At 67.5% G+C, this 21633-nt stretch carries 23 protein-coding genes; 2 read left to right on the top strand and 21 right to left on the bottom strand.

The window, feature by feature from the left end; genetic code table 11:
- Positions 1-175: 175 nt before the first annotated feature.
- The 18 genes from phnN to NV2_RS14810 form a co-directional block, all read right to left on the bottom strand.
- Positions 176-751 carry a phosphonate metabolism protein/1,5-bisphosphokinase (PRPP-forming) PhnN gene (gene phnN, locus NV2_RS14895; protein WP_067873656.1) on the bottom strand — a complete coding sequence of 192 codons (576 nt, stop codon included), beginning with the start codon at positions 749-751 and terminating at the stop codon, positions 176-178.
- Entirely contained in the window at positions 748-1932 is a 1185-nt protein-coding gene (locus tag NV2_RS14890; RefSeq protein ID WP_067873653.1) for an alpha-D-ribose 1-methylphosphonate 5-triphosphate diphosphatase, read from the bottom strand. Before NV2_RS14890 ends, phnN begins: the two co-directional genes overlap by 4 nt.
- 9 nt (positions 1933-1941) lie before the next feature.
- Positions 1942-2616: a DUF1045 domain-containing protein gene (locus NV2_RS14885; protein WP_067873650.1), complete on the bottom strand. Its 675-nt coding sequence runs from the start codon at positions 2614-2616 to the stop codon at positions 1942-1944.
- The gene (gene phnL / locus NV2_RS14880) at positions 2613-3356 is read right to left on the bottom strand and encodes a phosphonate C-P lyase system protein PhnL (RefSeq protein WP_067873647.1); all 744 of its coding nucleotides are present in this window, start codon (positions 3354-3356) and stop codon (positions 2613-2615) included. The genes NV2_RS14885 and phnL overlap by 4 nt, the downstream gene beginning before the upstream one ends.
- 12 nt (positions 3357-3368) lie before the next feature.
- Entirely contained in the window at positions 3369-4145 is a 777-nt protein-coding gene (gene phnK, locus NV2_RS14875) for a phosphonate C-P lyase system protein PhnK (protein WP_067873644.1), read from the bottom strand.
- Positions 4142-5020, bottom strand: coding sequence for an alpha-D-ribose 1-methylphosphonate 5-phosphate C-P-lyase PhnJ (locus tag NV2_RS14870; RefSeq protein ID WP_067873641.1), 879 nt, complete (start codon positions 5018-5020; stop codon positions 4142-4144). Before NV2_RS14870 ends, phnK begins: the two co-directional genes overlap by 4 nt.
- Positions 5017-6150: a carbon-phosphorus lyase complex subunit gene (locus NV2_RS14865; protein WP_067873638.1), complete on the bottom strand. Its 1134-nt coding sequence runs from the start codon at positions 6148-6150 to the stop codon at positions 5017-5019. Before NV2_RS14865 ends, NV2_RS14870 begins: the two co-directional genes overlap by 4 nt.
- Positions 6150-6788, bottom strand: a complete 639-nt coding sequence (gene phnH / locus NV2_RS14860) for a phosphonate C-P lyase system protein PhnH (RefSeq protein WP_067873635.1) — start codon at positions 6786-6788, stop codon at positions 6150-6152. The genes NV2_RS14865 and phnH overlap by 1 nt, the downstream gene beginning before the upstream one ends.
- Complete coding sequence (gene phnG, locus NV2_RS14855; RefSeq protein WP_067873632.1) at positions 6785-7273, bottom strand: phosphonate C-P lyase system protein PhnG; 489 nt, start codon at positions 7271-7273, stop codon at positions 6785-6787. The genes phnH and phnG overlap by 4 nt, the downstream gene beginning before the upstream one ends.
- A gap of 113 nt (positions 7274-7386) precedes the next feature.
- Positions 7387-9099 carry a phosphonate ABC transporter, permease protein PhnE gene (gene phnE, locus NV2_RS14850; protein ID WP_067873965.1) on the bottom strand — a complete coding sequence of 571 codons (1713 nt, stop codon included), beginning with the start codon at positions 9097-9099 and terminating at the stop codon, positions 7387-7389.
- 7 nt (positions 9100-9106) lie between these two features.
- Positions 9107-9940, bottom strand: coding sequence for a phosphonate ABC transporter ATP-binding protein (gene phnC, locus NV2_RS14845; protein ID WP_084474715.1), 834 nt, complete (start codon positions 9938-9940; stop codon positions 9107-9109).
- Between the two features lie 57 nt (positions 9941-9997).
- Positions 9998-10927 (bottom strand): phosphate/phosphite/phosphonate ABC transporter substrate-binding protein, encoded by a 930-nt coding sequence (locus tag NV2_RS14840; protein ID WP_067873628.1) that lies wholly within the window; start codon positions 10925-10927, stop codon positions 9998-10000.
- Between the two features lie 95 nt (positions 10928-11022).
- Positions 11023-11793: a GntR family transcriptional regulator gene (locus NV2_RS14835; protein ID WP_067873625.1), complete on the bottom strand. Its 771-nt coding sequence runs from the start codon at positions 11791-11793 to the stop codon at positions 11023-11025.
- Positions 11794-11939: 146 nt separating this feature from the next.
- Entirely contained in the window at positions 11940-12656 is a 717-nt protein-coding gene (locus tag NV2_RS14830) for a 3'(2'),5'-bisphosphate nucleotidase CysQ (RefSeq protein ID WP_067873623.1), read from the bottom strand.
- Positions 12657-12842: 186 nt separating this feature from the next.
- Positions 12843-13364, bottom strand: a complete 522-nt coding sequence (locus NV2_RS14825) for an MTB12 C-terminal domain-containing protein (protein ID WP_067873619.1) — start codon at positions 13362-13364, stop codon at positions 12843-12845.
- A gap of 11 nt (positions 13365-13375) precedes the next feature.
- Positions 13376-14161 carry an enoyl-CoA hydratase gene (locus NV2_RS14820; protein WP_067873616.1) on the bottom strand — a complete coding sequence of 262 codons (786 nt, stop codon included), beginning with the start codon at positions 14159-14161 and terminating at the stop codon, positions 13376-13378.
- 9 nt (positions 14162-14170) lie between these two features.
- Positions 14171-15349 (bottom strand): acyl-CoA dehydrogenase family protein, encoded by a 1179-nt coding sequence (locus NV2_RS14815; RefSeq protein WP_067873614.1) that lies wholly within the window; start codon positions 15347-15349, stop codon positions 14171-14173.
- The gene (locus tag NV2_RS14810) at positions 15333-16331 is read right to left on the bottom strand and encodes an acyl-CoA dehydrogenase family protein (RefSeq protein WP_067873611.1); all 999 of its coding nucleotides are present in this window, start codon (positions 16329-16331) and stop codon (positions 15333-15335) included. The genes NV2_RS14815 and NV2_RS14810 overlap by 17 nt, the downstream gene beginning before the upstream one ends.
- A gap of 178 nt (positions 16332-16509) precedes the next feature.
- Between NV2_RS14810 and NV2_RS14805 the strand changes: the two genes are divergently transcribed.
- Positions 16510-17163 (top strand): TetR/AcrR family transcriptional regulator, encoded by a 654-nt coding sequence (locus NV2_RS14805; protein ID WP_067873608.1) that lies wholly within the window; start codon positions 16510-16512, stop codon positions 17161-17163.
- A gap of 44 nt (positions 17164-17207) precedes the next feature.
- A complete protein-coding gene (locus NV2_RS14800; RefSeq protein ID WP_067873605.1) occupies positions 17208-18026 on the top strand; it encodes an acyl-CoA thioesterase in 819 nt (272 codons plus the stop codon).
- A gap of 78 nt (positions 18027-18104) precedes the next feature.
- Here NV2_RS14800 and meaB read toward each other — a convergent pair whose 3' ends face one another.
- Genes meaB through NV2_RS14785 form a run of 3 tightly spaced genes read right to left on the bottom strand, consistent with a single transcriptional unit; the run spans position 18105 to position 21631 of the window.
- A complete protein-coding gene (meaB, locus tag NV2_RS14795) occupies positions 18105-19016 on the bottom strand; it encodes a methylmalonyl Co-A mutase-associated GTPase MeaB (RefSeq protein ID WP_067873959.1) in 912 nt (303 codons plus the stop codon).
- Between the two features lie 40 nt (positions 19017-19056).
- Positions 19057-20202 (bottom strand): thiolase family protein, encoded by a 1146-nt coding sequence (locus NV2_RS14790; RefSeq protein ID WP_067873602.1) that lies wholly within the window; start codon positions 20200-20202, stop codon positions 19057-19059.
- Complete coding sequence (locus NV2_RS14785) at positions 20195-21631, bottom strand: class I adenylate-forming enzyme family protein (RefSeq protein WP_067873599.1); 1437 nt, start codon at positions 21629-21631, stop codon at positions 20195-20197. Before NV2_RS14785 ends, NV2_RS14790 begins: the two co-directional genes overlap by 8 nt.
- Positions 21632-21633: the final 2 nt, after the last annotated feature.

Raw genomic sequence — 21633 nt, 5'->3', positions numbered from 1 at the left:
CCGCCCCGGCGATCCCAGGCGACCGCCGAACCCGGAATGGCCGGCCCCCGGTATGCCTGCCACCACGCCGAGCCACGCACCGGTGGAACCACCTCGCACCGTCGATGCCGAGACATCGCCCCACGCCGGAATCACCCCCAAGGCGGTATTCGTCCCGAACGGGAGGGCGTCAGCCTCACACTGTCGGGCGGAGGTTACCGGCGCATGTGCGAGCGAGGTCCGCGACGAACTCGACCAGGCGGTCCCCGGCCGTGGCCAGGGGGCCGTCGTTGACGATCTCGAGGTCCGCATCGAAATCCGGGACCGGATCCGGGCGTACCACCCTGGCTTCCACCGCCTGCTGCTGTTCGCGGCCGCGCCGGGCCAGCCGCTCGCGGCGGATCGACTCGGACGCACTCACCCGCACCACGTCGGACCGGGTAAACCGTTGTGCCAGTTGGGGAAGTACGCTTCGTGACACGTTGACCACGGCGACCTTCCCGGACCCGACCTGCTCGACAACCTCCGCGAGGACCCCGTACCGGAGCCCGTGCGCATTCCACGCGAGGGCGAACTCCCCCAGGGAATCGAGTTCGGCGAACCGTGCCGGCGTCACCGACAGATTGTCCTCGTCGGGACCTGCGGGGCGGGTGATGACCCGTTGTGGGAAGACGATGCGGGGGTCGGCGGCGAATCGTTCGCGGGCGAACCCGATCACCGAGTCCTTGCCAGCACCACTGGGCCCGACGACCGCTACCAGCGTGCCGCTCATGCGACGCGCCGTCCCTCGCGCCACACGCCGCGAACGACCGGCATCCGCTGCACGGCACCGGATTCCTCGCTGGTGCCGGTCGCGTGCATCCGGACCCGGACCAGATCGGCGCGCTTGCCCGGGGCGATGACACCACGGTCGTCGAGTCCGACGGCACGTGCCGGGTTCGAGGCGACCAGGGCGATGCCTTCGGGCAGGGTGAGCTGTGCGCGGTCGACGAGGCCGAACACGGCCTGCAGGGGGCTGGCGGGAACGTAATCGCTGGACAGGATGTCGAGCACGCCGTCCGCCAGCAGGTCGGCGGCGGCGACATTGCCCGAATGTGAGCCGCCTCGAACGATATTCGGCGCACCCATGACCACGAGCTGGCCCGCGTCGCGAGCGCAGCGGGCGGCTTCCCGGGTGGTCGGGAATTCGGAGATCCGAACCCCTAGGGCCGACGACTCGTCGACGTGTTCGGAGGTGGCGTCGTCGTGCGCTGCGAGGGTCAGGCCCTTTTCCTTTGCCCGCTTGGACAATTCGATCCGATTGGCGTCGGAGTACAGCGCGGAGTGGGAGTGCAGCTCGGCCACATGGGTGTCGAAATCCTCGGGCGCGAGGCGCTGCTTGCCGACCATGTACGTGCGGTAGGCCTCGACGTCCGCGTACTGCCGCTGGCCCGGCGTGTGGTCCATCAACGACACCAGCCGGAGCCGGTCGTGTGCGCCCAATGTTTCGAAGACGTCCACGACGTCGGCGGTCGACACCTCACAGCGGAGGTGGATGAAATGGTCGGCGCGCAGCATTCCCTCCGACTGGGCGGTGCCCACCGCGTCCACCAGGATCTCGGCGACCCGGCTGATCGCCGTGTCCCCGGGGCCGTTGCCGATGCGCATGGCATCGAGGACGGTGGTCACCCCCGACGCCGCCATCTGGGCGTCGTGCGCGACGACCGCCGGTACCGGCGCCCAATATCGCTGTGGCCGGGGCTGATAGTGCGTTTCGATCTGGTCGGTGTGCAGTTCGACGGCGCCCGGGATCAGGAAGTCGCCGTCCAGATCGGTACCCGGTCCACCGGGTGTGGTGGTGCCCGTCGCGGAGATATCGGCGATCACCCCGTCGCGGACGTGGACCGAGCCGTGGACGATCTCGTCGGCGAGCACGATCCGGGCATTGTGGAATGTGTTCTCAGCAGTGGTCATCGATGCTTCTCACAGGGTCGGCGTCGCGATGGTGGACCGCAACGGCTGGACGTGCAGTGGGTGGAAATCGGCTCCCGGTTCCGGTTCGGCGCAGACGGTCAGTGCGGTGATCGCCACATCGGCACCGGTGACGGCGGCGAAATGCGCGGCGATCGCGGAATCCACTTCGGGGATTCGGGTGCCGCGCAGCGCATTCGTCAGGGTCAGGTGAACCGCGAATTCCGCCATGACGTAGGGGTAACCCCACCGGTCGAGCAGGCCGGCTTGCGTCGCGGACAACAGTTCCGGGCGGCGTCGGGTGCGCTCGGCCGCGGTCATCGGTGCCCGCAAGTGGTCCAGCTCGCGCACCGTGGCGGCGGCGAGGGCGTCGACGCCGTCTGTCCGCCCGTGGGGCACGAGGGCGCGAAACTCGCCGAGGGCGGCCGGGCGCAGATCCCGCAGGGTGACCGGATCGTGGGTGCGGGCGAACGCCGCCACCGCGTCGATCACCGTCTCCTGCGTGATTCCGGATGCCGGACGGAACGGCGCCTTCAGCGTCGCGTGGAATCCGTAGCGGCGCGGCTCGGTGGTGATATCCCGCATATCGGCGCGGGCGAACCAGGATGCTGCGGTATCGCGCAGTGCGGTGGCGGAATTCGCACTGTTGTCGCCGATGCCGGGGACGGCGTATACGGCGTACCTCATGAGGCGATCGCCGCCGGTGCGCCGTGTTCGGCACCGGATGCTTCGGGTGCGAAACGCCGCACGTCGACGATCTCGTCGGCCAACCGGTCGCGGACTTCGGTGTCGTGGAAGATCGCGAGCATCCCGACGCCCCGCGCGAGCCGCTCCCGGATCAATTCGATGACCACCGCGCGATTGCGGGCATCGAGAGAGGCGGTCGGCTCGTCCAGGAGCAACAGCGGATGTTCGGCGATGAGACCGCGGGCGATGTTGACTCGTTGCTGCTCCCCACCGGAGAAGGTGGCGGGCGGCAGCTGCCACAGCCGGGTGGGAATCGAGAGCCGTTCCAGGAGTTCACCTGCCGCGGCCCGGGCCCGGTCCCGCTCGGTGCCGCGTTCGATCAGCGGTTCTGCGACGACGTCGACGGCCGCTACCCGGGGAACGGCCCGCAGGAATTGGCTGACATAACTCATGGTGTGACGGCGTGCGGACAGGATCTGGCGCGGTTCGGCGGTGACCAGATCCAGCACGCCGCCCCGGTGCGGCAGCAGGATCCGGCCGTGTGCCGCGTAACTGCCGTAGACCATTTTCAGGATGGTGCTCTTGCCGGCGCCGGAGTCGCCGCCGAGCACGACGCACCGTCCGCGGGGTACGTCGATATCGACGCCCCGCACGACCGGAAGATGCTGGCCGCCTTGCAGATGGAGGGTAAAGGTCTTGTGCACTCCGATGATCGAGAGTGCGAGATTGCTGTCGATCATGTGTTGGTCCGTTCAGCCCTGCAGAATCGAGGAAACGAGTAGTTGGGTGTACGGGCTCTGGGGGTCGTCGAGGACGCGGTCGGTGAGCCCGTGCTCGATGATCCGGCCGTCCTTCATCACCAGGGTGCGGTGCGAGATCAGGCGTGCAACAGCGAGGTCGTGGGTGACGACGACCGCCGCCAATCCCAGGTCGGCCACCAGCGACCGGATCAGATCGAGCAGCCGCGCCTGGACCGACACGTCGAGGCCGCTGGTGGGTTCGTCCATGAACACCAGACGCGGATCGAAGACGAGGTTGCGGGCGATCTGCACGCGCTGACGCATGCCGCCGGAGAAGGTCACCGGTGCTTCGTCCATCCGTGCTGCCGGAATCTCCACCCGCTCGAGCCATTGCGCGGCGCGCGTGCGGATCCGCCCGTAGTGGCGCCACCCGTTGGCCATCAGCGGTTCGCCGACATTGCCGCCGGCGCTGACATGCATGCGCAGGCCGTCGGCGGCGTCCTGGTGGACGAATCCCCATTCGGTGCGCCGCAGCCGGCGGATCTCGCGTTCGGAAAGCTCGGACAGATCCTGCAGGACGTCGCCGTAGCGGTAACGCACACTGCCCACGTCGGTGGACAGCCGCTGCGCCAGCATGCGCAGCAGGGTGGATTTTCCCGACCCCGACTCACCGACCACGGCGAGCACTTCCCCCGGCCACAGGTCGAAACTCACCCCGTGGCAACCGAATGCGTTCCCGTAACGATGGCCGGCGTCGGTGACGCTGAGCAGCGGCATCTCGGCATTCATTGCTCTACCTCCGTTTCCTGCTGCATGGCAGCGGTTTTCGCGGTGGTGACACGTTCACAGTGGTCGGTGTCCGAACACACGTACACAGCGGTGCCGTGGTCGTCGAGGATCACCTCGTCGAGGTACACATCCCGCGACCCGCACAGCGCGCAGGGTGCGTCGAAGTGTTGCGGTTCGAAGGGGTAGTCCTCGAATCCGAGGCTTTCCACATCCGTGTACGGCGGAATCGCGTAGATGCGTTTCTCCCGTCCGGCGCCGAAGAGTTGCAGTGCCGGGCTCTGGTGCATCTTCGGGTTGTCGAAGCTGGGAATGGGCGACGGCGCGGTCACATAGCGGCCGTCGACCAGCACCGGGTAGTCGTAGGTCCTCGCGATCCGGCCGTAACGGGCGATGTCCTCGTAGAGCCGGACGAACATCAGGCCGTACTCCTGCAGGGCATGCAGGCGGCGAGTTTCGGTCTCGCGCGGCTCGATCCGGAACAGCGGTTCGGGCATCGGAACCTGATAGACGATGATCTGTCCCGCGGTCAGCGGCGTTTCCGGAATCCGGTGGCGGGTCTGGATGACGGTCGCCTCGTCGGTGCGGGTCGTGGTACGCACGCCCGCCACCTTCTCGAAGAACTGCCGGATCGACACGGCGTTGGTCGTGTCGTCGGCACCCTGATCGATCACCTTCAGGGTGTCGTCCGAACCGATGACCGAGGCCGTGACCTGCACTCCCCCGGTGCCCCAGCCACGCGGCATCGGCACCTCCCGGGAGGCGAAGGGCACCTGGAACCCGGGGATCGCGAGGGCCTTCAGCAGGGACCGGCGCACCACGCGTTTGGTGTGTTCGTCCAGATATCCCACGTTGTAGGTGATTGCCGGCGCGCTCATGCCCCAACCTCCATGTCGTTGCCGGTGTGTTCGGACGTCGGCAGGTGGTCGGCACTCGCGGCCGGATCGTCGAATTCGTGGCGCAGACCGCGCAGCATCATGAGCTCGGCCTGGAAGTCGACATAGTGCGGCAGCTTGAGATGTTCGACGAACCCCGTTGCCAGCACGTTGTCGGCGTGGCTGATCACGAACTCCTCGTCCTGCGCCGGGGAGACGGCCCGTTCGGCGAACTCGTCGGCGCGCAATGCGCGGTCGACCAGGGCCATCGACATCGCCTTGCGTTCCGAGCGGCCGAAGACCAGACCGTAGCCTCGGGTGAACTGCGGCTCCCGGCCGCCACCACCGACGAACTGGTTGATCATCTGACATTCGGTGAGTTCGATCCGTCCGATCGGCACCGGGTGCCCGATCTCCGGCGCATCGAATTCCACCTCGACCTCGCCGACCCTGATCTCGCCCGCGAAGGGATGAGTGTTGCCGTAGCCGCGCTGGGTCGAATACCCCAGTGCGAGCAGGAATCCCTCATCGCCGCGGGAGAGCGCTTGCAGACGTTCGGCACGTGTCATCGGGAAGACGGTCGGTTCCCGGGTGAGGTCGCCCGGATCGGGATCACCGTCGTCCGCATCGCCGTCCGGTTCGATCAGGGCGGAGGCGCCCAGCACGTCGGTGACGCGCGGCATCGGTTCCGACGGGGCGGCGTCGTCGCCGTCCGGCGGCACCGGCTGCGGTGCACTGCCGGACAGCAGGCGGTGGGTGTAGTCGAAGGTGGCACCCAGCCGCTGTCCACCGGGAATGTCCTTGAACGCGGCCGAAATACGGCGATCGGCGGCCGGCAGGGCACTGGTGTCCAGCGCCTCGCTGGTGCCGAAACGGGGCAGCGTCGTGCGATAGGAACGCAGCAGGGTGATCGCCTCGAGTACGTCACCCTGTGCCTGCAACACCGCCATCGCGGCCAGATCCGGGTCGTACAGCGATCCCTCGGTCATGACCCGCGCGATCAGCACCCCCAACTGGTCGCGCACCTGATCGTGCCGGATTCGCGGTGTGTCGGCGGGTCCGCGACCACGAGCGGCGAGCAACCGGTGGGCATTGGCGATCGCCTTCTCCCCACCTTTCACGGCGACGTACATCAGAGGCCCCTTCCTGCGTCGACGAGCGAGGTCAGCTCGGTGGTGCGCGGCAGTGCGAACACGGTGTCGCGAGCGGCGAAGATCAGGTCGATCCCGCACGGCAGAGCCGACCTTCGTCCACGCCATTCCTCGACGAATTCCGCCGGCACGTCCCGCGCGTTCCAGCGCGCGGTGCCGTCGATGCCGGGCCCGCTCACCAGGATCGGAGTTTCCCGGCCGTCGGCGGCACCCGCGGCCGTATCGACGATGACCGTTGCCGAGGTGTGCGGTTCGATATCGGTGCCCTGATTCAACGCACCGAGCGCCGGGGCTGCCGCGAGTGAGGAGACGACGGCGAAGGCCGCCTGGTCCGGCGTGTCGACGATGGCGGCGCCGGTGTGAAACCGAATCCACTGCGCCAGAGCTGTTTCCGAACCGAGCGTGGCATCCAGCCAAATCGGTGTGTACTCATCGCAGAGGGTGAGCACGATCGCGGCCGCACCGGACCCCAGACCGCCGGGCGCGGTGAGATCCACGTCGACGGGGAAGGTGGTTGTCGGCCGGGCCATGGCCTCGAGCACGCTCCGGAAGACTCGCTGCGCGTCGTCGACCGGTGCGCCGAAACCCGGAACGGTCGAAGCGTTCGACGGAACGGTCATTCGTCCTCCTCCTCGTCGCCACCCGAGTTCTCCCGAGCAGCGGTGAAGAATTCCACGACGGTGCTGCGCGCCTGCGCATCTCGCACCTCGTCGGCCTGAGCCCGGCGGTTCTCCAACGGTGTGATCACTGCCCGTAGGACGTCTTCGCGCATCGGCGACAGCAGCATCGCCTCGAAGATCGCCGCGAGTTCGGCATGTTCGGGGTCGTTCCCGAGGACGTAGGCCGTGCCCGTGAATTCGCCCTCGGCACAACGGATGACGACGGTTGCGCGCGATACCGACGCTTCGCCGAGGTTGAAACGCGCGCCCCGCCCGCCGATCCGCCCCTGCACCATGACCAGTCCGGCCTCCGGTGCGCGGGCGTGTTCGACGGCCGGCGGGTCCGGCCAGGCGCGCCACAGTTCGGCGAGTTCGGCATGATCTGCCTGCGAGAGCACGCGCGCCGACCTGCGCCGCTGCTCCGCATCGATCTGTGTGGTGTTCATGGTTTTCACCGTCCTCTCCTGGTGTGCACCGATCCCGTCGTGGTGGTTGACGCCCGATGAAGCTGTAGGTAAACGCCCGGTTACCTGTCGAACAGCTGAAAGCGCGGACCTGTTCACGACACGGCGCGCCGGATCCACGCCGAGATCGCCTCCAGCGCGAGGATCACCACGAGGATCATCGCCACGATGAAGGTGACGGTCTGAAACTGCAGTACCCGGTTGGCGTTCAGCAGGTAGTAGCCGATACCACCGGCGCCGACGATGCCCAGCAGTGTCGCTGCCCGGATGTTCACGTCGAGTTGATAGAGCACGTGCGCCACCAGGGCGGGCAGGGCCTGCCGGAACGTCGCGGCGGCATAGACCTGTAGCCGGGTGGATCCGTTCGCGCGCAGGGCATCCTGCACCCGTACGTCGGTCTCCTCGAGTGAGTCGGCGACCAGTTTCCCGAGCAGACCGACCGAACCGACCGCCAGTGCCAGCGCGCCCGGTACCGGACCGAGTCCCATCATCACGATGAGCACGATGGCGAGAATCAGCTCCGGGGTGGCGCGGGTGACGACGATCAGCGACCGGAAGCAGGTCGCGACGCGCGCACCGGGTGCGACATTGCGGGCCGCGAGGGATCCGATCGGCACCGCGAGCACGACCCCGATCAGTGTCGCGGCCAGGCCGATCTGCACGGTGACGAGCATGCCGTCGCGCAGCGTCTCCCATTCGCCGGCGGCGCTCGGCGGCCAGAACAGTGGGGCGGTGTCGCCGATGTTGCCCAGCCCCGCGGCGAAACGTGCCGGGTCGATCTCGGCTCCGAAGAAGGCGAGCGCCAGGACAACCGCGGTGAGCGTGACCACGACGGTGCGTCGAACACGTTCCCCGTCGTAGGGGGCCGACACTCGAATCTTCCCGCTCCGCAGGCGTTCCGGCTCGTGTGCCGCGGCGGGATGGCGCACCCGGCTGTCGGCGAGCCGGTCGATGATCCCCCACGATCCGCGCCGATGCCCTTCGCTGCGACCGAGCAGGGCGGTGCGCGCGGCGGAGGAGATCAACTCGACCACCATGCAGAGGACCAGGACGATCAGGGCCAGCGCCATGCCACGCTGATAGTCCATCGTCGTGAGCGCGTCCGCCATGGCCATACCCAGGCCGCCGACCCCCACGAAGCCCAGCACCACCGATCCCCGGAGGTTGATGTCGAATCGGTGCAGCGCGGTCCCGACGATCTGCGGCAACAGCAACGGCAGGATGCCGGCGACGATCTGCTGGCGCCGGCTCGCGCCCGCGGTGCGCAACGCCTCCATCGGCCCGTGATCCAGCTGTTCGATCGCATCGGCGTACAACTTGCCGACCATCCCGATCGAATGCAGTCCCATGGCCAGGATTCCGGGCAATGCCCCGAGCCCGAACAGACGGAAGAAGATGACCGCCAGCACGAGATCGGGTACGGCACGCATCAGCACCACGAAGGTGCGGGCCGTCCACGCGCTGCCGCGGCGGCGCGAGGTGGTGGACGCGACCGCGATAGCGAGGGGTAGTCCGAGAGCCACCGACAACACGGTCGCGAGGGTGACGATGGACAGCGTCTGCCCGGTCAGCGACAGCAGTTCACCGACCGGCGGGAAGTCCAGCGGGAACATCCGCGACACGAACGAGGCCGCGTTGTCCACGCCCTCGGCGAGGGTGGTGAAGGAGATGCCGAGTTCGGTGCACGACCAGATTCCGCCGACCAGAAGTGCTGCGAGCGCCGCGTACGCACCGACGGTGGTGGTGCGAGGTCGTGGCCGGCGCGGGACGGACGGCGCCGTCGGCTCGACGAGAAGAACCGAGTTCACGACGGGCTCAGGCACTACGGCCGAGGACGTTGCGGGCGGCGGCGGGCCGGTGATAGATCGGGAGGACCTGGTCACGAGACAGTGCGGCCACGGGCCGGTTCAGCACGACCTGCCCGTCTCGCAGCCCGGTGATGTGATCGCCGTACTCGAGCGCGAACTCGACCTGGTGCAGACTGCAGATCACGGTCAATCCGAGATCACCCGAGATCTCGCGAAGCAGTTCCATGATGCCGACGGCCGAGACCGGGTCCAGCGAGGCGACCGGCTCGTCGGCCAACAACACCACCGGGTCCTGGATCAGCGCTCGCGCGATGGCAACGCGCTGCTGCTGGCCACCGGAGAGCGTGTCGGCCCGCTGAAACGCCTTGTCGGCCAGTCCGACCCGGGCCAGGTGCGCCATGGCGGCCTCCTTCGTCCCGCGCGGATAGCCGACCAGCCCCAGGCGCGGTCCACGCAACGCCCCCAGCCGCCCGGAACACACGTTCTCCAGCACGGACATGGGTCCGACCAGATGAAAATGCTGGAAGATCATCCCGACCCGAGAGCGCAGCCGGCGTAGCTGTTTCGGTTTCGCCGAGTGCACCGGGACGCCCAGAGTGTGGATCTGTCCGCGGGTGGGCAGTTGCAGACCGTTGATCGAGCGCAGCAACGTCGATTTCCCCGACCCGGAAAGCCCGAGGAGCGCGGTGATTTTTCCGGCGGTGAAATCGACCGTGACATCGTCGAGGGCGGTGATCCGGCCGAAGGTTCTGCTCACCGCCTGCAGGCGCACGACCTGTCCTTCCGGTGTCGCGGTCGGATGCTCGGCTTTCGACGGGCGAGGGAAGTCGACGGTGGTCATGCTGGTCCTGCTTTCTGGTGCGGCGCGGGTGGTCCGGCGGGTTCGTGGTGGGCGTCGTCAGGCGACGCAGGACTTCGACTCGGTGACCGCACAGACTTTCCGGATGCCGTCGTACTTCGCATCGTCGACCGGGACGAATCCGTATTTCACGTCCTCGGGGAGTGTGCAATCGGCCTCGTCGGAACAGATCCCGAGTTTCACCAGGCCCGGACGGTTGACGTCCTGCTGGAATACCCGAGTGATCTTGTCCTGCAGCTCCTGCGGAAGTTTGGTGCTGACCACCGTGGGCGATTTGGGGATGTCCTCGGACTTCCAGATCACGCGGAGCGCGCCCTCGGCGAGTTGTCCCGACTTCGGCAGTTGTTCGTCGACCATCGTGTCGAAGGCGAATCCGGCGTCGCACTGCCCGCCCGCCACTGCGAGCGCCGACGCGTCGTGCCCTCCGGCGAAGATCGGTGTGACTCCCTTCTCCGGGTCGATACCGGCCTGCATCAGGCCCGCCGACGGGAACAGGTAACCGGAGGTCGATGTCGGATCGACGAAACAGATCTTCTTGCCGGCCATATCCGCGAGCGAGTTGATACCGCTACCGGGTTTGGTGATCGCATACGAGCGGTAGGTGGGCGAGGCGTCGGGGGCATCGGCGGGGACACCGACCGGGGCGACACCCGCTTTACCGTCGGCGGCAACCACGTACGAGAACGGCCCCAGGGAGGCGATGTCGACCTGGCCGGCACGCAATGCCTCGATGACGGCGGCGTAGCTGGTGGCCTCCTGCAACTTCACCTTCACGCCCAGCTGCTTTTCCAGCGCGGAGATGATGTCGGCGTTCTGCGTCGCGATGCTCGTCGAGTCCTCCTGTGGGATCTGCGCGAAGGTCAATGTCTCGGTGTCGGCCGCGCTGCCCCCGCAGCCCGCGGCCGCGGCGGTCAGGCCGAGGATTGCGAATGCGGTGAGTACGCCTCGCGGAATTCGTCGAGCAAACATGAATCATCCGTCCTGGGAAGTCGGAGCGCCGGTGCGGCGCAGCAGATACCGGCTCCACGGTCACGGCCGATATCGGCGGAGCACCAACGGTGCCGCTAATCTCCGCGAGAGTTGTTGTGAACACTGTCGGAAGTTGCGCAACAAGTTCCCCGATCGACGGTCGCATTCTCGTATTCGACCGAAATGGTGACGCGATCCTGTCGCATCCAACCGTGACTGAACATCAGCGGCTCCCCCGTATCGCCGTCGTCGACGTAGGATTCCATTCGCCAGGCCGGCACCGGATTGTCGATCGGCAGGTGCTCGAGCATGGCCGTCGGTGTCAGGTCGGGGACCACCCTGGTCCAGCGGCGGACCGGAGCCGCGCCGCCGGCCCGCAGCAGCTCCGTCAGCGATTCGTAGGCGCGCAGCCGCACATCGCCTTCCGGCAGGACTTTCGGCGACACCCACACATCGCTGTAGTTGACCAGCTCGTCGTCGAGATAACCCAGTCGGATCAACCGCAGATTGTGGGTTCCCACCACCGGCGCCATCCGGTGCGCGACATCGGCGGGGACCGGCTGGGTGGAGGCATCGAGCACGAACGTCCGCATCACACCGCCCACCCGGGCGAAGGTCTCGTGCAAAGACGGCGCGACCCGCGACGACAGCACATAGTCGAATCTGCCGTTGACGAAGGTCCCCGAACCCTTCACGCGGCGGACGATGAATTGGGCCTCGAGTTGCCCCAACGCTTTCCGAACCGCATGACGGGTCGCACCGAACCGAGCCATTAGCTCGGATTCACTCGGTAATTTCGTATCGGCCTCGAGCCTCGGAATCTCACTTTCGAGTGCCTCGACAATTGTCCGAGTATGGTCCTCCATGAGATCGAAACGCTAGGCCGTCACAATGAACGGCTCGCGGCAGCGCCCTGGATTTCACGTTAACCCGGAGCAACACCCACCGCCGCCCGCAGGCGCACATCGAACCAGGCGCATACCGCGACGGACGATTCCCCCCGTTTCTTCGGTCAGGAACCGTCCTGCAGCGCCTCGAGCACTCGATCCGCCAGTTCGGGTCGGCAGATGAGCAGATCGGGGAGATAAGGGTCGGGGCGGTTGTAGACCAGCGGTGAGCCGTCGAGGCGCGAGGTGTGCAGTCCGGCTGCGGCGGCAACCGCGACGGGTGCGCAGGAATCCCATTCGTACTGGCCGCCGGAGTGGGCGTAGATATCGGCCTCGCCGCGAACCACTGCCATGGCCTTGGCGCCTGCGGATCCCATGGGGACCGCTTCGGCACCGAGGGTGCGGACCAGGTGGTCGACACAGGCGGGCGGGCGGCTGCGGGAGACCGCGATGCGGATCGGCCGGTCGGTGGCGGGCGGAAGGAGGGGAGGAGTCCCCGTCCCGAGCACCAGCCCGGGGACCGGCAGCGCGACCGCCCCGATCTCGGCCCGCCCGTCCACGGCCAGGGCCACGTGCACCGCCCAGTCGGGGCGCGGGGGCTGACCGTATTCGCGGGTGCCGTCGAGCGGGTCGATGATCCAGACCCGGCTGCGGGACAGACGTACCGGATTGTCGGTGCTCTCCTCCGACAGCACCGCATCGTCGGGTCGCAGTTCGGCCAGGCGGGTGAGCAGCAGTTCGTTGGAGCGCTTGTCCCCAACCGCGCCACCTTGGTCACGAATCTCGAGCAGCAGCTCGCCGGCTTCCCGGGCGAGCTCGGCGGCCACCGCGTGGTCGTCCATCTTCGGTCTCACTCTCCCGCCGGACGGCGACCGGGCCGACCGCGCGCACATTCACACCGGCCGCGGTGGCCGGCGTCCATAGTGTCCCGACTGTTCGGCGGGACCTATGCAGTGTGCCAGCCATCGTGACCGCTGCGGCGTACGCCCGCGGGGCAGGTCCCGTTCAGCGGGTGAGCGAGGGGCCGATCAGCAGGCGGGGGACGTGCCGCCCTGCAGCTTCAACAGCGAGCAGAACGTGGAGGCGGCGACCTTCCACTGTCCGTTCTCCTGCACGGCTTGCCCGGACTGGTCCGGCAGCACCGGATTGCCGTTCATCAGCAGCGTGTAGGTGACATCGGCGTGAGTCGGGTCGACGGTGGCGACCTTCGACACGGTCGCGGAGGTGCCCTGCGCCTGGGGGTTGTTCGCCTGCGCCGCCAGCACGGGGCCGAACACATCGCCCTTCTCGACCGCGGCGGAGCGCTGATCGGCCGGCGTCTTCGCGTCGAAGAACAGCACGAAGGCGTCGGTGACGGCCGTGGTGGTCTCCGGATCCGCGGCGGCCGCCGACGACCCCGACGCCTCGGCAGCGGTGGTCGCTGCCGCGGTGGCACTGGTGGTGGCCGTGCTGTTGTCGGAGCTGTCGTTGCTGCAGCCGGTGAGGGCGGCGACGGCGAGCACCGCGATACCGCACAGACCGACCGCGCCGCGAATCAACGTGTTGCGCATGGGGGCTTCCTTCATTCGATTTTCTCTTTCATATCGTCCAGATTCACCAGGATCGGGAACCCGTTGACGCTCAGCGCATTACCGTGCCCGGTCTGATGCACGTCGAACACCGATTGGACAGCCGCGTAGAAGCCCTGGACATCGAGGGTCTGGTTCACCGCACGTTTGGCCTGACGTAGTCCGAAGGACGGCATGGACGCGATCCTCTCGGCCAGCGCCCGGGACCGGGCGTCGAGCTCGTCGCGCGGGACGACGGCGTTGACCATACCGACCTGTTCGGCCTCGCGGGCGGTAATCGGACGACCTGTGAAAAGGATTTCTTTCGCTTTCCTGGGGCCCAGTTCCCAGGTGTGGCCGTGGTATTCGACACCACCGATCCCCATCATCACCACCGGATCGGAGAACTGGGCGTCCTCGGCGGCGACGATCAGATCACACGGCCAGCACAGCAGCAGACCACCCGCGATACAGCGCCCCTGCACCGCGGCGATCGACGGTTTCGGCGTATTGCGCCAGCGCAGCGAATACTCCAGATAGCGCCGAGCCTCGTTGCGGTAGATCCGTTCGAGTGTCACCGTCGACATGTCGACCCCCGACCCGCCCTTGAGATCGTGCCCGGCCGAGAAGTGCTTGCCGTTCGCGCGCAGCACGATCACCGCGACCTCGTCGTCGTCGGCAGCGCGGGTCCATGCGGCATCGAGTTCGTCGAGCAGTTCACCGTTCTGCGCATTCGCCGCTTCGGGCCGGTTCAGGGTGATGGTCGCGATCTTGTCGGCGGCCTCGTAGTCGATGTACACGCGAGCTCCTCAACCTCGGGGCAGACCGAGCACGCGCTCGGCGATGATGTTGCGCTGAATTTCCGACGTGCCGCCGGCGATGGTGCCGGCGAAACTGCGGATATAGCGCTCGAACCAGCCGGCGCTGAACGCATCCAGATTCAGCGGGTTGAACCGGGCCGAGCGTGCCGGATGCAACAGACCGTCGACACCTTGGGCCGCCAGCGCGTGCGAGGACGCGCTCTGCACCGCTTCGGATCCGAACACCTTGAGTACCGACAGTGCCGCCACATCCTGCTCACCACGCGACGCGCGGGCCAGTGCCGCCGATCCCTGTAGCCGCAGGGCGTAGCTGTCCATGATCAGCCTGGCGTAGTGGTCGCGCTCCAGCACCGTGTGCGGAGTGAAGTCGGCGACCAACTCCCCCAGCCGGTCGGCATACGACATCCACAGCAGGGTCCGTTCGTGGCCCAGCGAGCCGTTCGCGACACCCCAGCCGCCGTGCAGCGGGCCGACCAGATTCTCCGCCGGCACCCGCGCGCCTTCGAAGAACACCTCGTTGAAGTCCACGTCGTGCGGATCGGTGGCCGAGGCGAAGGGACGACGCGTCACGCCGGGAGTGTCGGTGGGAATCAGCAACACGCTGATTCCCTTGTGTTTGGGCGCATCCGGATCGGTCCGGACGAAGGTGAGCAGCACGTCGGCGTCGTGGGCGCCCGAGGTCCACACCTTCTGCCCGTCCACGACGAACTCGTCACCGTCGCGCACCGCGCGGGTGCGCAGGCCCGCCAGATCCGAACCGGCACCGGGCTCACTCATTCCCAGCGACGCGGTGATCTCGGCACGCAGAATTCGCCGGGCCCACTTCGTCTTCTGCTCCTCGGTGCCGAACGACAGCAGCGAGGCAGCGACGATACCGACGCCCTGCGGATTGAAGCTGTGGTAGATCTGCCGCCGGGACAGTTCCTCGAGATGCACGTACTGCTGCAGGATGGTGGCGTTGCGGCCGCCGAATTCGGGTGGGTTGCCCGGTAGCAACCAGCCGTGATCGAACTGCAGTCGCTGCCACTCGCGCGCCCATTCGGGAACATCGGAACTCGAGTGGGCACGAGTGCGGCTCGCGGTGGCCTCATCGGGCAGATGTTCGTCCAGGAAGGCCGCGAATTCGGCGCGGAACTCCTCGACCTCGGTATCAAATCGCAGTTGCACGGCACTCCTCGACGATCAGCGCCCGGTGTTCGGCCGCACCGCCGAGCATCAGCTCGCCGGCCCGGGCTCGCTTGAGCGCGAACTGCAGGTCGTTCTCCCAGGTGAATCCCATCGCGCCGAACAGCTGTAATCCGTTGCGGAACACCATGTCCTGACACTCGCCGGCCGCGGCCTTGGCCATGGACGCGGCCAGGGCGCGGCGCGGGTCGTTCTCGGCGATGGTCAACGCGGCGAAATAGGCCAGCGCCCATGCTCGTTCGATCGCGACATGCATATCGGCGGCCTTGTGTTTGACCGCCTGCATGGAGCCGATCGGCACCCCGAACTGATGGCGGGTGCGCACATGGTCGAGAACCATGTCCAGAATTCGCCGGCAGGCACCGACGGTCGTCACCGCCATCCCGGCGCAGGCGAATTGACGAGCCCGGGCCACGTCGACGGTGCGGCGGGCGTCGTGCCCCACCCGCACTCCCTCGAAACGCACCTCGGCGACGTGCAGCACCGGGTCGAAGACCGCGGTGCGGCTGGTCTGCACCGCGGATCCGGGTACCACGAACACACCCGCACCGGTCACCACGGCGAGTTGTTCGGCACGGTCACCGTCCAGCACGTATCGGGCGGTGCCGCTGAGTATCCAGCCGTCGGCGTCGAGTACGGCGTGCACACCGTCGTAGACGGCTGCGCCGGCCAGGTTCGGTTGCATGAATTCCGGTGCCAGCGGTGCGAATTGAGTCATCGTCGCCAGGTACGGGGTGGGATCGGTGGCGCGCCCCAGTTCCTCCAGCACGATCGCCAGCTCCACCGCCGCGGCATCCCCGGTCAGCTCCGTCCAGCCCTGGTCGATATAGCTGCGCCACAACGGAGTCGGGTCACCGTCCTTGTCGGCCACCTCCCGGATCAATGTCGCGGGGCACTGTTTGCCGACCGCGTCACGCACGGTGTCGCGCCACAGTCTCTGTTCGGAGTCGAACTCCAAAAGCATCCCGGACCGCCTCTCTGGCCACTAGACTGCCTATCGTTGCGAGAATAACATTCTCCACAACAGAAAGTAACAGTCTCTTGTTTCGTTTCTGGACACACGACCTCGATACCCGGGAACATGACATTCTCCGGTACAGTGCATTCATGTTCTGCACACATAACCAAGGACCGAGCCGAACGTGAGCAGCCCCAGCGAAGAGCCCGCCTGGAAGCAACGCGCCGTCGAGCGCTCGATCAGGACCGCGAAACTGCGTGCCGAACAGCGCGTGCAGCGCTTCCTCGATGCGGCCCAAGCCATCATCACCGAGAAGGGCACCACCGACTTCACCGTGCAGGAAGTGGTGGACCGCTCCAAGCAGTCACTGCGCAGCTTCTACCTGCAGTTCGACGGCAAACACGAACTGCTGCTGGCCCTGTTCGAGGATGCGCTCGGCCGGACCGCGGAGCAATTGCGCGCCGCGGCCGACGGCCAGGACGATCCCCTGGAGCAGCTGCGGGTGACCATCGAATTGCTGTTCGAGCTGAGCCGCCCCGACCCGGCCGCGCAGCGCCCGCTGTTCACCGATTTCGCGCCACAACTGCTGGTTTCCCATCCGGCCCAGGTCAAGGTGGCACACGCGCCGGTACTGAGCCTCATCACCGAACTGATGGAGAAGGCCGCGGCACAAGGACGGTTGCGCGCCGACATCAACCCGCGCCGAACCGCAGCCATGGTGATGCAGACGGTCATGTTCACCGCGCAGTCCAACGGCGCCACCGACGAGGAGACCTCGCACCCGATCACCGCGGAAGAGGTCTGGAACTTCTGCGCACTCGGCTTCACGCAACCGTGAGAATTTCATTCTCCTAGAAGAGAAGGTCGCTTACACTCGGTCGTATGCCCGATCTGTGGAGCGACCTTCTCGCCTGTCTCGACCTACGCCCGATTCCCACGGACGACGACCGCGACACCGTGGTGTTCACCGGCCCGAATCAGAGCCTCGGCTACTACCGGATCTTCGGTGGCCAGCTCCTGGGCCAGTTCGTCCGCGCCGCGCAGCTCGCCTGCCCGGACAAGACCGTCAAATCGGTCCACGCACTGTTCCCACGAGAAGGAAAACCGGAGGAGGAACTGCGCTACCGGGTGCAGATTCACCGGCAGGGCCGGACCTTCGCCGCGCTCGGTGTCGTCGCCGAACAGGCCTCCGGCCCCGTCGCCACCGCATCGATCTCGATGCATGCCCCCGATTCCGGACCCGAGCAGCAGGCCACGGCGCCCGTCGGTGCGTTGCTGTCCGCCGAATACAAGGCCGGCTTCGACATCATCCCATGGGAGACCCGCACCGATGTCGACCTGGACGATACCGGTTCGGCACCAGCGGAATTCGAGTTCTGGATGCGTTCCCCGGCCGCCGGCGAACAGCTCGCCCCGGCTCTGACCGCCTACGCCACCGACCTCACCCTCATCGGCACCGCACTGCGGCCACTCGAGGGCGTATGCCAACGCGGGAACGGGACCGCGTTCCATTCCGCGGTCACCAGTCACACCCTGTGGTTCCACCGGCCCTTCCGTACCGACGACTGGCTGCTGCTGCGCCAGCACAGCCCCGCCATGGCGCAGGGACGCTGCTTCGGACGCGGCGATGTGTTCACCGAGAGTGGTGAACTGGTCGCCTCCTTCGCCCAGGAAGCCACGGTTCGGTTCCCGGAACACTGAAACCCGCCGGGAAACGGCCGCTCGGCGGTAGCGCTCGCTCGCGGTGTCACCGCCCGGCGTGCGGGCGGCTCGGCACCCTCACCACCGGATCGCGGGCGCGGGGACCGCGGCTGCGCGCGGCACCAGCATCTCCGCGGCGGTATAGGCGTCCAGTTCACCCTGTGCCACCTGTTCGGCCAACCGGGCCAGATCCGGGTGGGCGCGGACCCGAGTGTGCACCAATGACATGATCTGCACCCGAGCACGGGCCGCCCGGCGTTGCGGGCTGTCGTTGCGCTGGTGAGCGGCAACGGTTTTCGCCAGCTCGGCTATGCCCGTTCCGTCGGAGGCGATCGCAGTGAGGATCGGAGCCTTCGATTCACCGCGCAATTCCCGCACGGTCTGCTCCGCACCGGGGCGATCGGCCTTGTTGACGACCAGGATGTCGGCGACCTCCAGCAGCCCGGCCTTGGCCGCCTGAACGGCGTCTCCCGCACCGGGATTGAGTATCACGACAGTCGGATCGGCAATCGCGGCGATTTCGATCTCCGACTGCCCCACACCGACCGTCTCCACCACGATCCGGTCGTATCCCAGTGCGTCGAGCAGCCGGATCGCCGCCGGCACCACCGCGGCCAGGCCGCCGATGTGTCCGCGGGTGGCCACCGACCTGATCAGCACGTCCGGGTCACCGATATGGGCGGCCATCCGGATCCGGTCACCGAGCAGCGCCCCACCACTGTAGGGCGAGGACGGGTCCACGGCCAGCACCGCCACCCGCGCGCCCTGCTCGCGGTAGGTGCCGACCAGCGCCGCGACGGTGGTCGACTTGCCCGCGCCCGGCGGTCCGGTCACTCCCAGGACGGCCGGCGCGGGTCCCGGCTCCAGCAGGTCGAGAACCTCGTCGCGGCTACCGTTCTCGACCATGCTCAACAACCGCCCGGTGGCTCGCAGCGAGCCGTCCCGGGCGGCTGCGAGCAGCCGCTTGGCCTCACGTCCGGCGGTGGTCATCGGATGCGGTCCCACCCGTCGGCCCACTGCGATGCGGCACTCATGGTGCCGCCACCTCGACGACGGTCGCCGAGCCCATCCCCCCGCCCGCACACAGGGCGGCGATGCCGATGCCGCCGCCGCGCCGCCGCAGTTCGTGTACCAGTGTGACGATCATGCGGGCTCCGGTCGCCGCCACCGGATGCCCGAGCGAGCAACCGCTGCCGCTGAAGTTCACCCGGTCGGTATCCAGATCAAGCGCCTTCACCGCCGCCAGCGGCACCGATGCGAAGGCTTCGTTGATCTCGATCAACTTCACCTGGGACAACGACACTCCTGCCCGTGCCGTGGCTTTGGTGATCGCCTCGATCGGCGCGAGTCCGGTGTCGGCGGGGTCGACCCCTACCGAGGCCCAGCCGCGGATCACCCCCAGCGCCGGCAAGCCCAGTTGGTCGGAGGCGATCGCCAGCGCGGCGGCCCCGTCGTTGGAGCCGGATGCGTTCCCCGCGGTGATCGAGAAGCCGTCGATCTCGGGATGCAGTACCTTCAGCCCGCCGAGCCGTTCCATGCTGGTGTCGCGCCGCGGATGCTCGTCGACCGCGAATTCCCCGTGCGGGGTTCCGATCGGCACGATCTCCTCTTTGAACCGGCCCTCGTCGATGGCAGCGATGGCATTGCGATGCGAGCGCAGCGCCCACGCGTCCATCTCGTCCCGCGAGATCCCCGCTTTTACCGCGGTATTCCAGCCGACCGTGATGGACATGTCGAGATTCGGGGCATCGGGACGGTTCGGATGCGACGGGGAAACCCACGGATCCTGCCACTCGTCCTCGCCCACCCGGAACCGCACCCGCGGACCGGTGGAATCGGAGTTCACGCCACCGGCGATGATCAGATCGTCCATGCCCGCGCGGATCCCGGCGGCCGCGCTCTGCACGGCCGCCATGCCCGCGGCGCAGTGCCGGTTGTTGGCCAGGCCGGGCACGGTGGTGAGGCCGGCGGTGACCGCGGCGTGCCGGGCGAGCACCCCGCCGCCGTACCGCCCCTCCCCCAGAATCACGTCGTCGACCGGGTGCGGTCCCAGGTCCTGTGCCACCGCGGACACCACGTGATGTGCCAGGTCGAAGGCGTTGGTGTCACGCAGAGTGCCCTTGCGCGCGGTGCCGATGGGGGTGCGCAGGGCGGAGACGATGACGGCTTCAGGCATGGGTGCTCTCCAGTTCGGCGACAAGGTTGCGGCGCAACAGTTTTCCGGTCTCGGTCTTGGGCAGTTCGGCACGGAACACGATCGCGTCCGGGGTTTTCGACGAGCGCAGGCGCGCCCGCACCCACGCTCTGATCTGCTCGGGCTCGCCGGCGCCGACCACCACCGCGACCAGCCGCTGCCCCCATTCCGGATCGGGGACGCCGATGACGGCGACCTCGGTGATTCCGGGATACTCGAGCAGAACATCCTCGATCTCGGCGGGCGCGATGTTCTCGCCGCCGCGAATGATGGTGTCGTCGTCGCGCCCCTCGATGAACAGGTAGCCCTCGGCATCGAGGTGGCCCAGATCGCGGGTGCCGAACCAGCCGTCGGCGTCCAGCGCGGTCCGTGCCCCGTATTCCCCGGAAATCTGCTCACCGCGCACGAAGATCAGTCCGGATTCTCCTGCGGGAACCGGTTCGCCTGCCGCGCTGCGGATCTCGAATTCGATCCCCGGCAGTGGGCGTCCCACCGAGCCGAGCCGATCGCGAACGATGGGATCGTCGGAGCTGTGGGCGGTGCGGTGATCGTCGGGGCCGAGAACCGCCACCGAGGACGCGGTTTCGGTGAGGCCGTAGGCATTGACGAATCCGGTGGCCGGGAACAGCTCGAGCGCACGTTCCAGCACCGGCCGCGGCATCCGTGCCCCACCGTAGGCCAAACTGTCCAGTGTGGGCGTGCCCGCGTCGGCACCGGATACCGCAGCGACGATGCGGGCCAGCATGGTCGGCACCAGCATCGCGTGGCTGATCCGTTCGTCGCGTACGGTTTCCAGCCACACCTGCGGATCGAACGCCGACAGATACACGATCCGGCGGCCGCTGTAGAGGTTCGACAGCAGGTTGGTGAGTCCGGCGATGTGGTACGGCGGCACCGACACCAGTGCGGCGGCGGATTCCTCGGCGGCACCGAATTCCATGGTGTTGAGCAGATAGGCCATCAGATGCCGATGTCGTAGCAACGCCGCCTTCGGTTCGGAGGTGGTGCCGCTGGTGTAGATGATCGCGGCGACCGCCTCCCCGTCCCACGGGGCCGGCTGCGGTTCCGGTTCCGGTTGTCCCGCATCGTCTTCCACCAGCGCATCGAGATCCTGCGGGTGTAGCACGCGGGCCCCGGGGTGACGATCGATCAGGGCGGCCAATTGCTGGTCACCGAGCCGGTAGTTCAACGGTACGAACGGGATCGCGGACAGGACCGAGCCGAACAGCGCCACCGGATACGCCAGGTGGTTGGCGCCCAGGTACAGCACCGCCGAGTCGCCGGCGAATTCGGCGGCGGCCCGCCGGGCCAGCCGCAACAGCTGCGCGGCGGTCAGCGACCGGCCGTCGACGGTGATCACCGGTCGGTTTCCGGCCGAGGCCGCCATCTCCAAGATCATGCTAATGTTCATGA

It is taken from the genome of Nocardia vermiculata NBRC 100427, assembly GCF_001613265.1.
GTDB lineage: Bacteria > Actinomycetota > Actinomycetes > Mycobacteriales > Mycobacteriaceae > Nocardia > Nocardia vermiculata.
The sequence above is the reverse complement of the archived record's forward strand: the minus strand, read 5'-3'. Positions and strand labels throughout refer to the sequence as shown.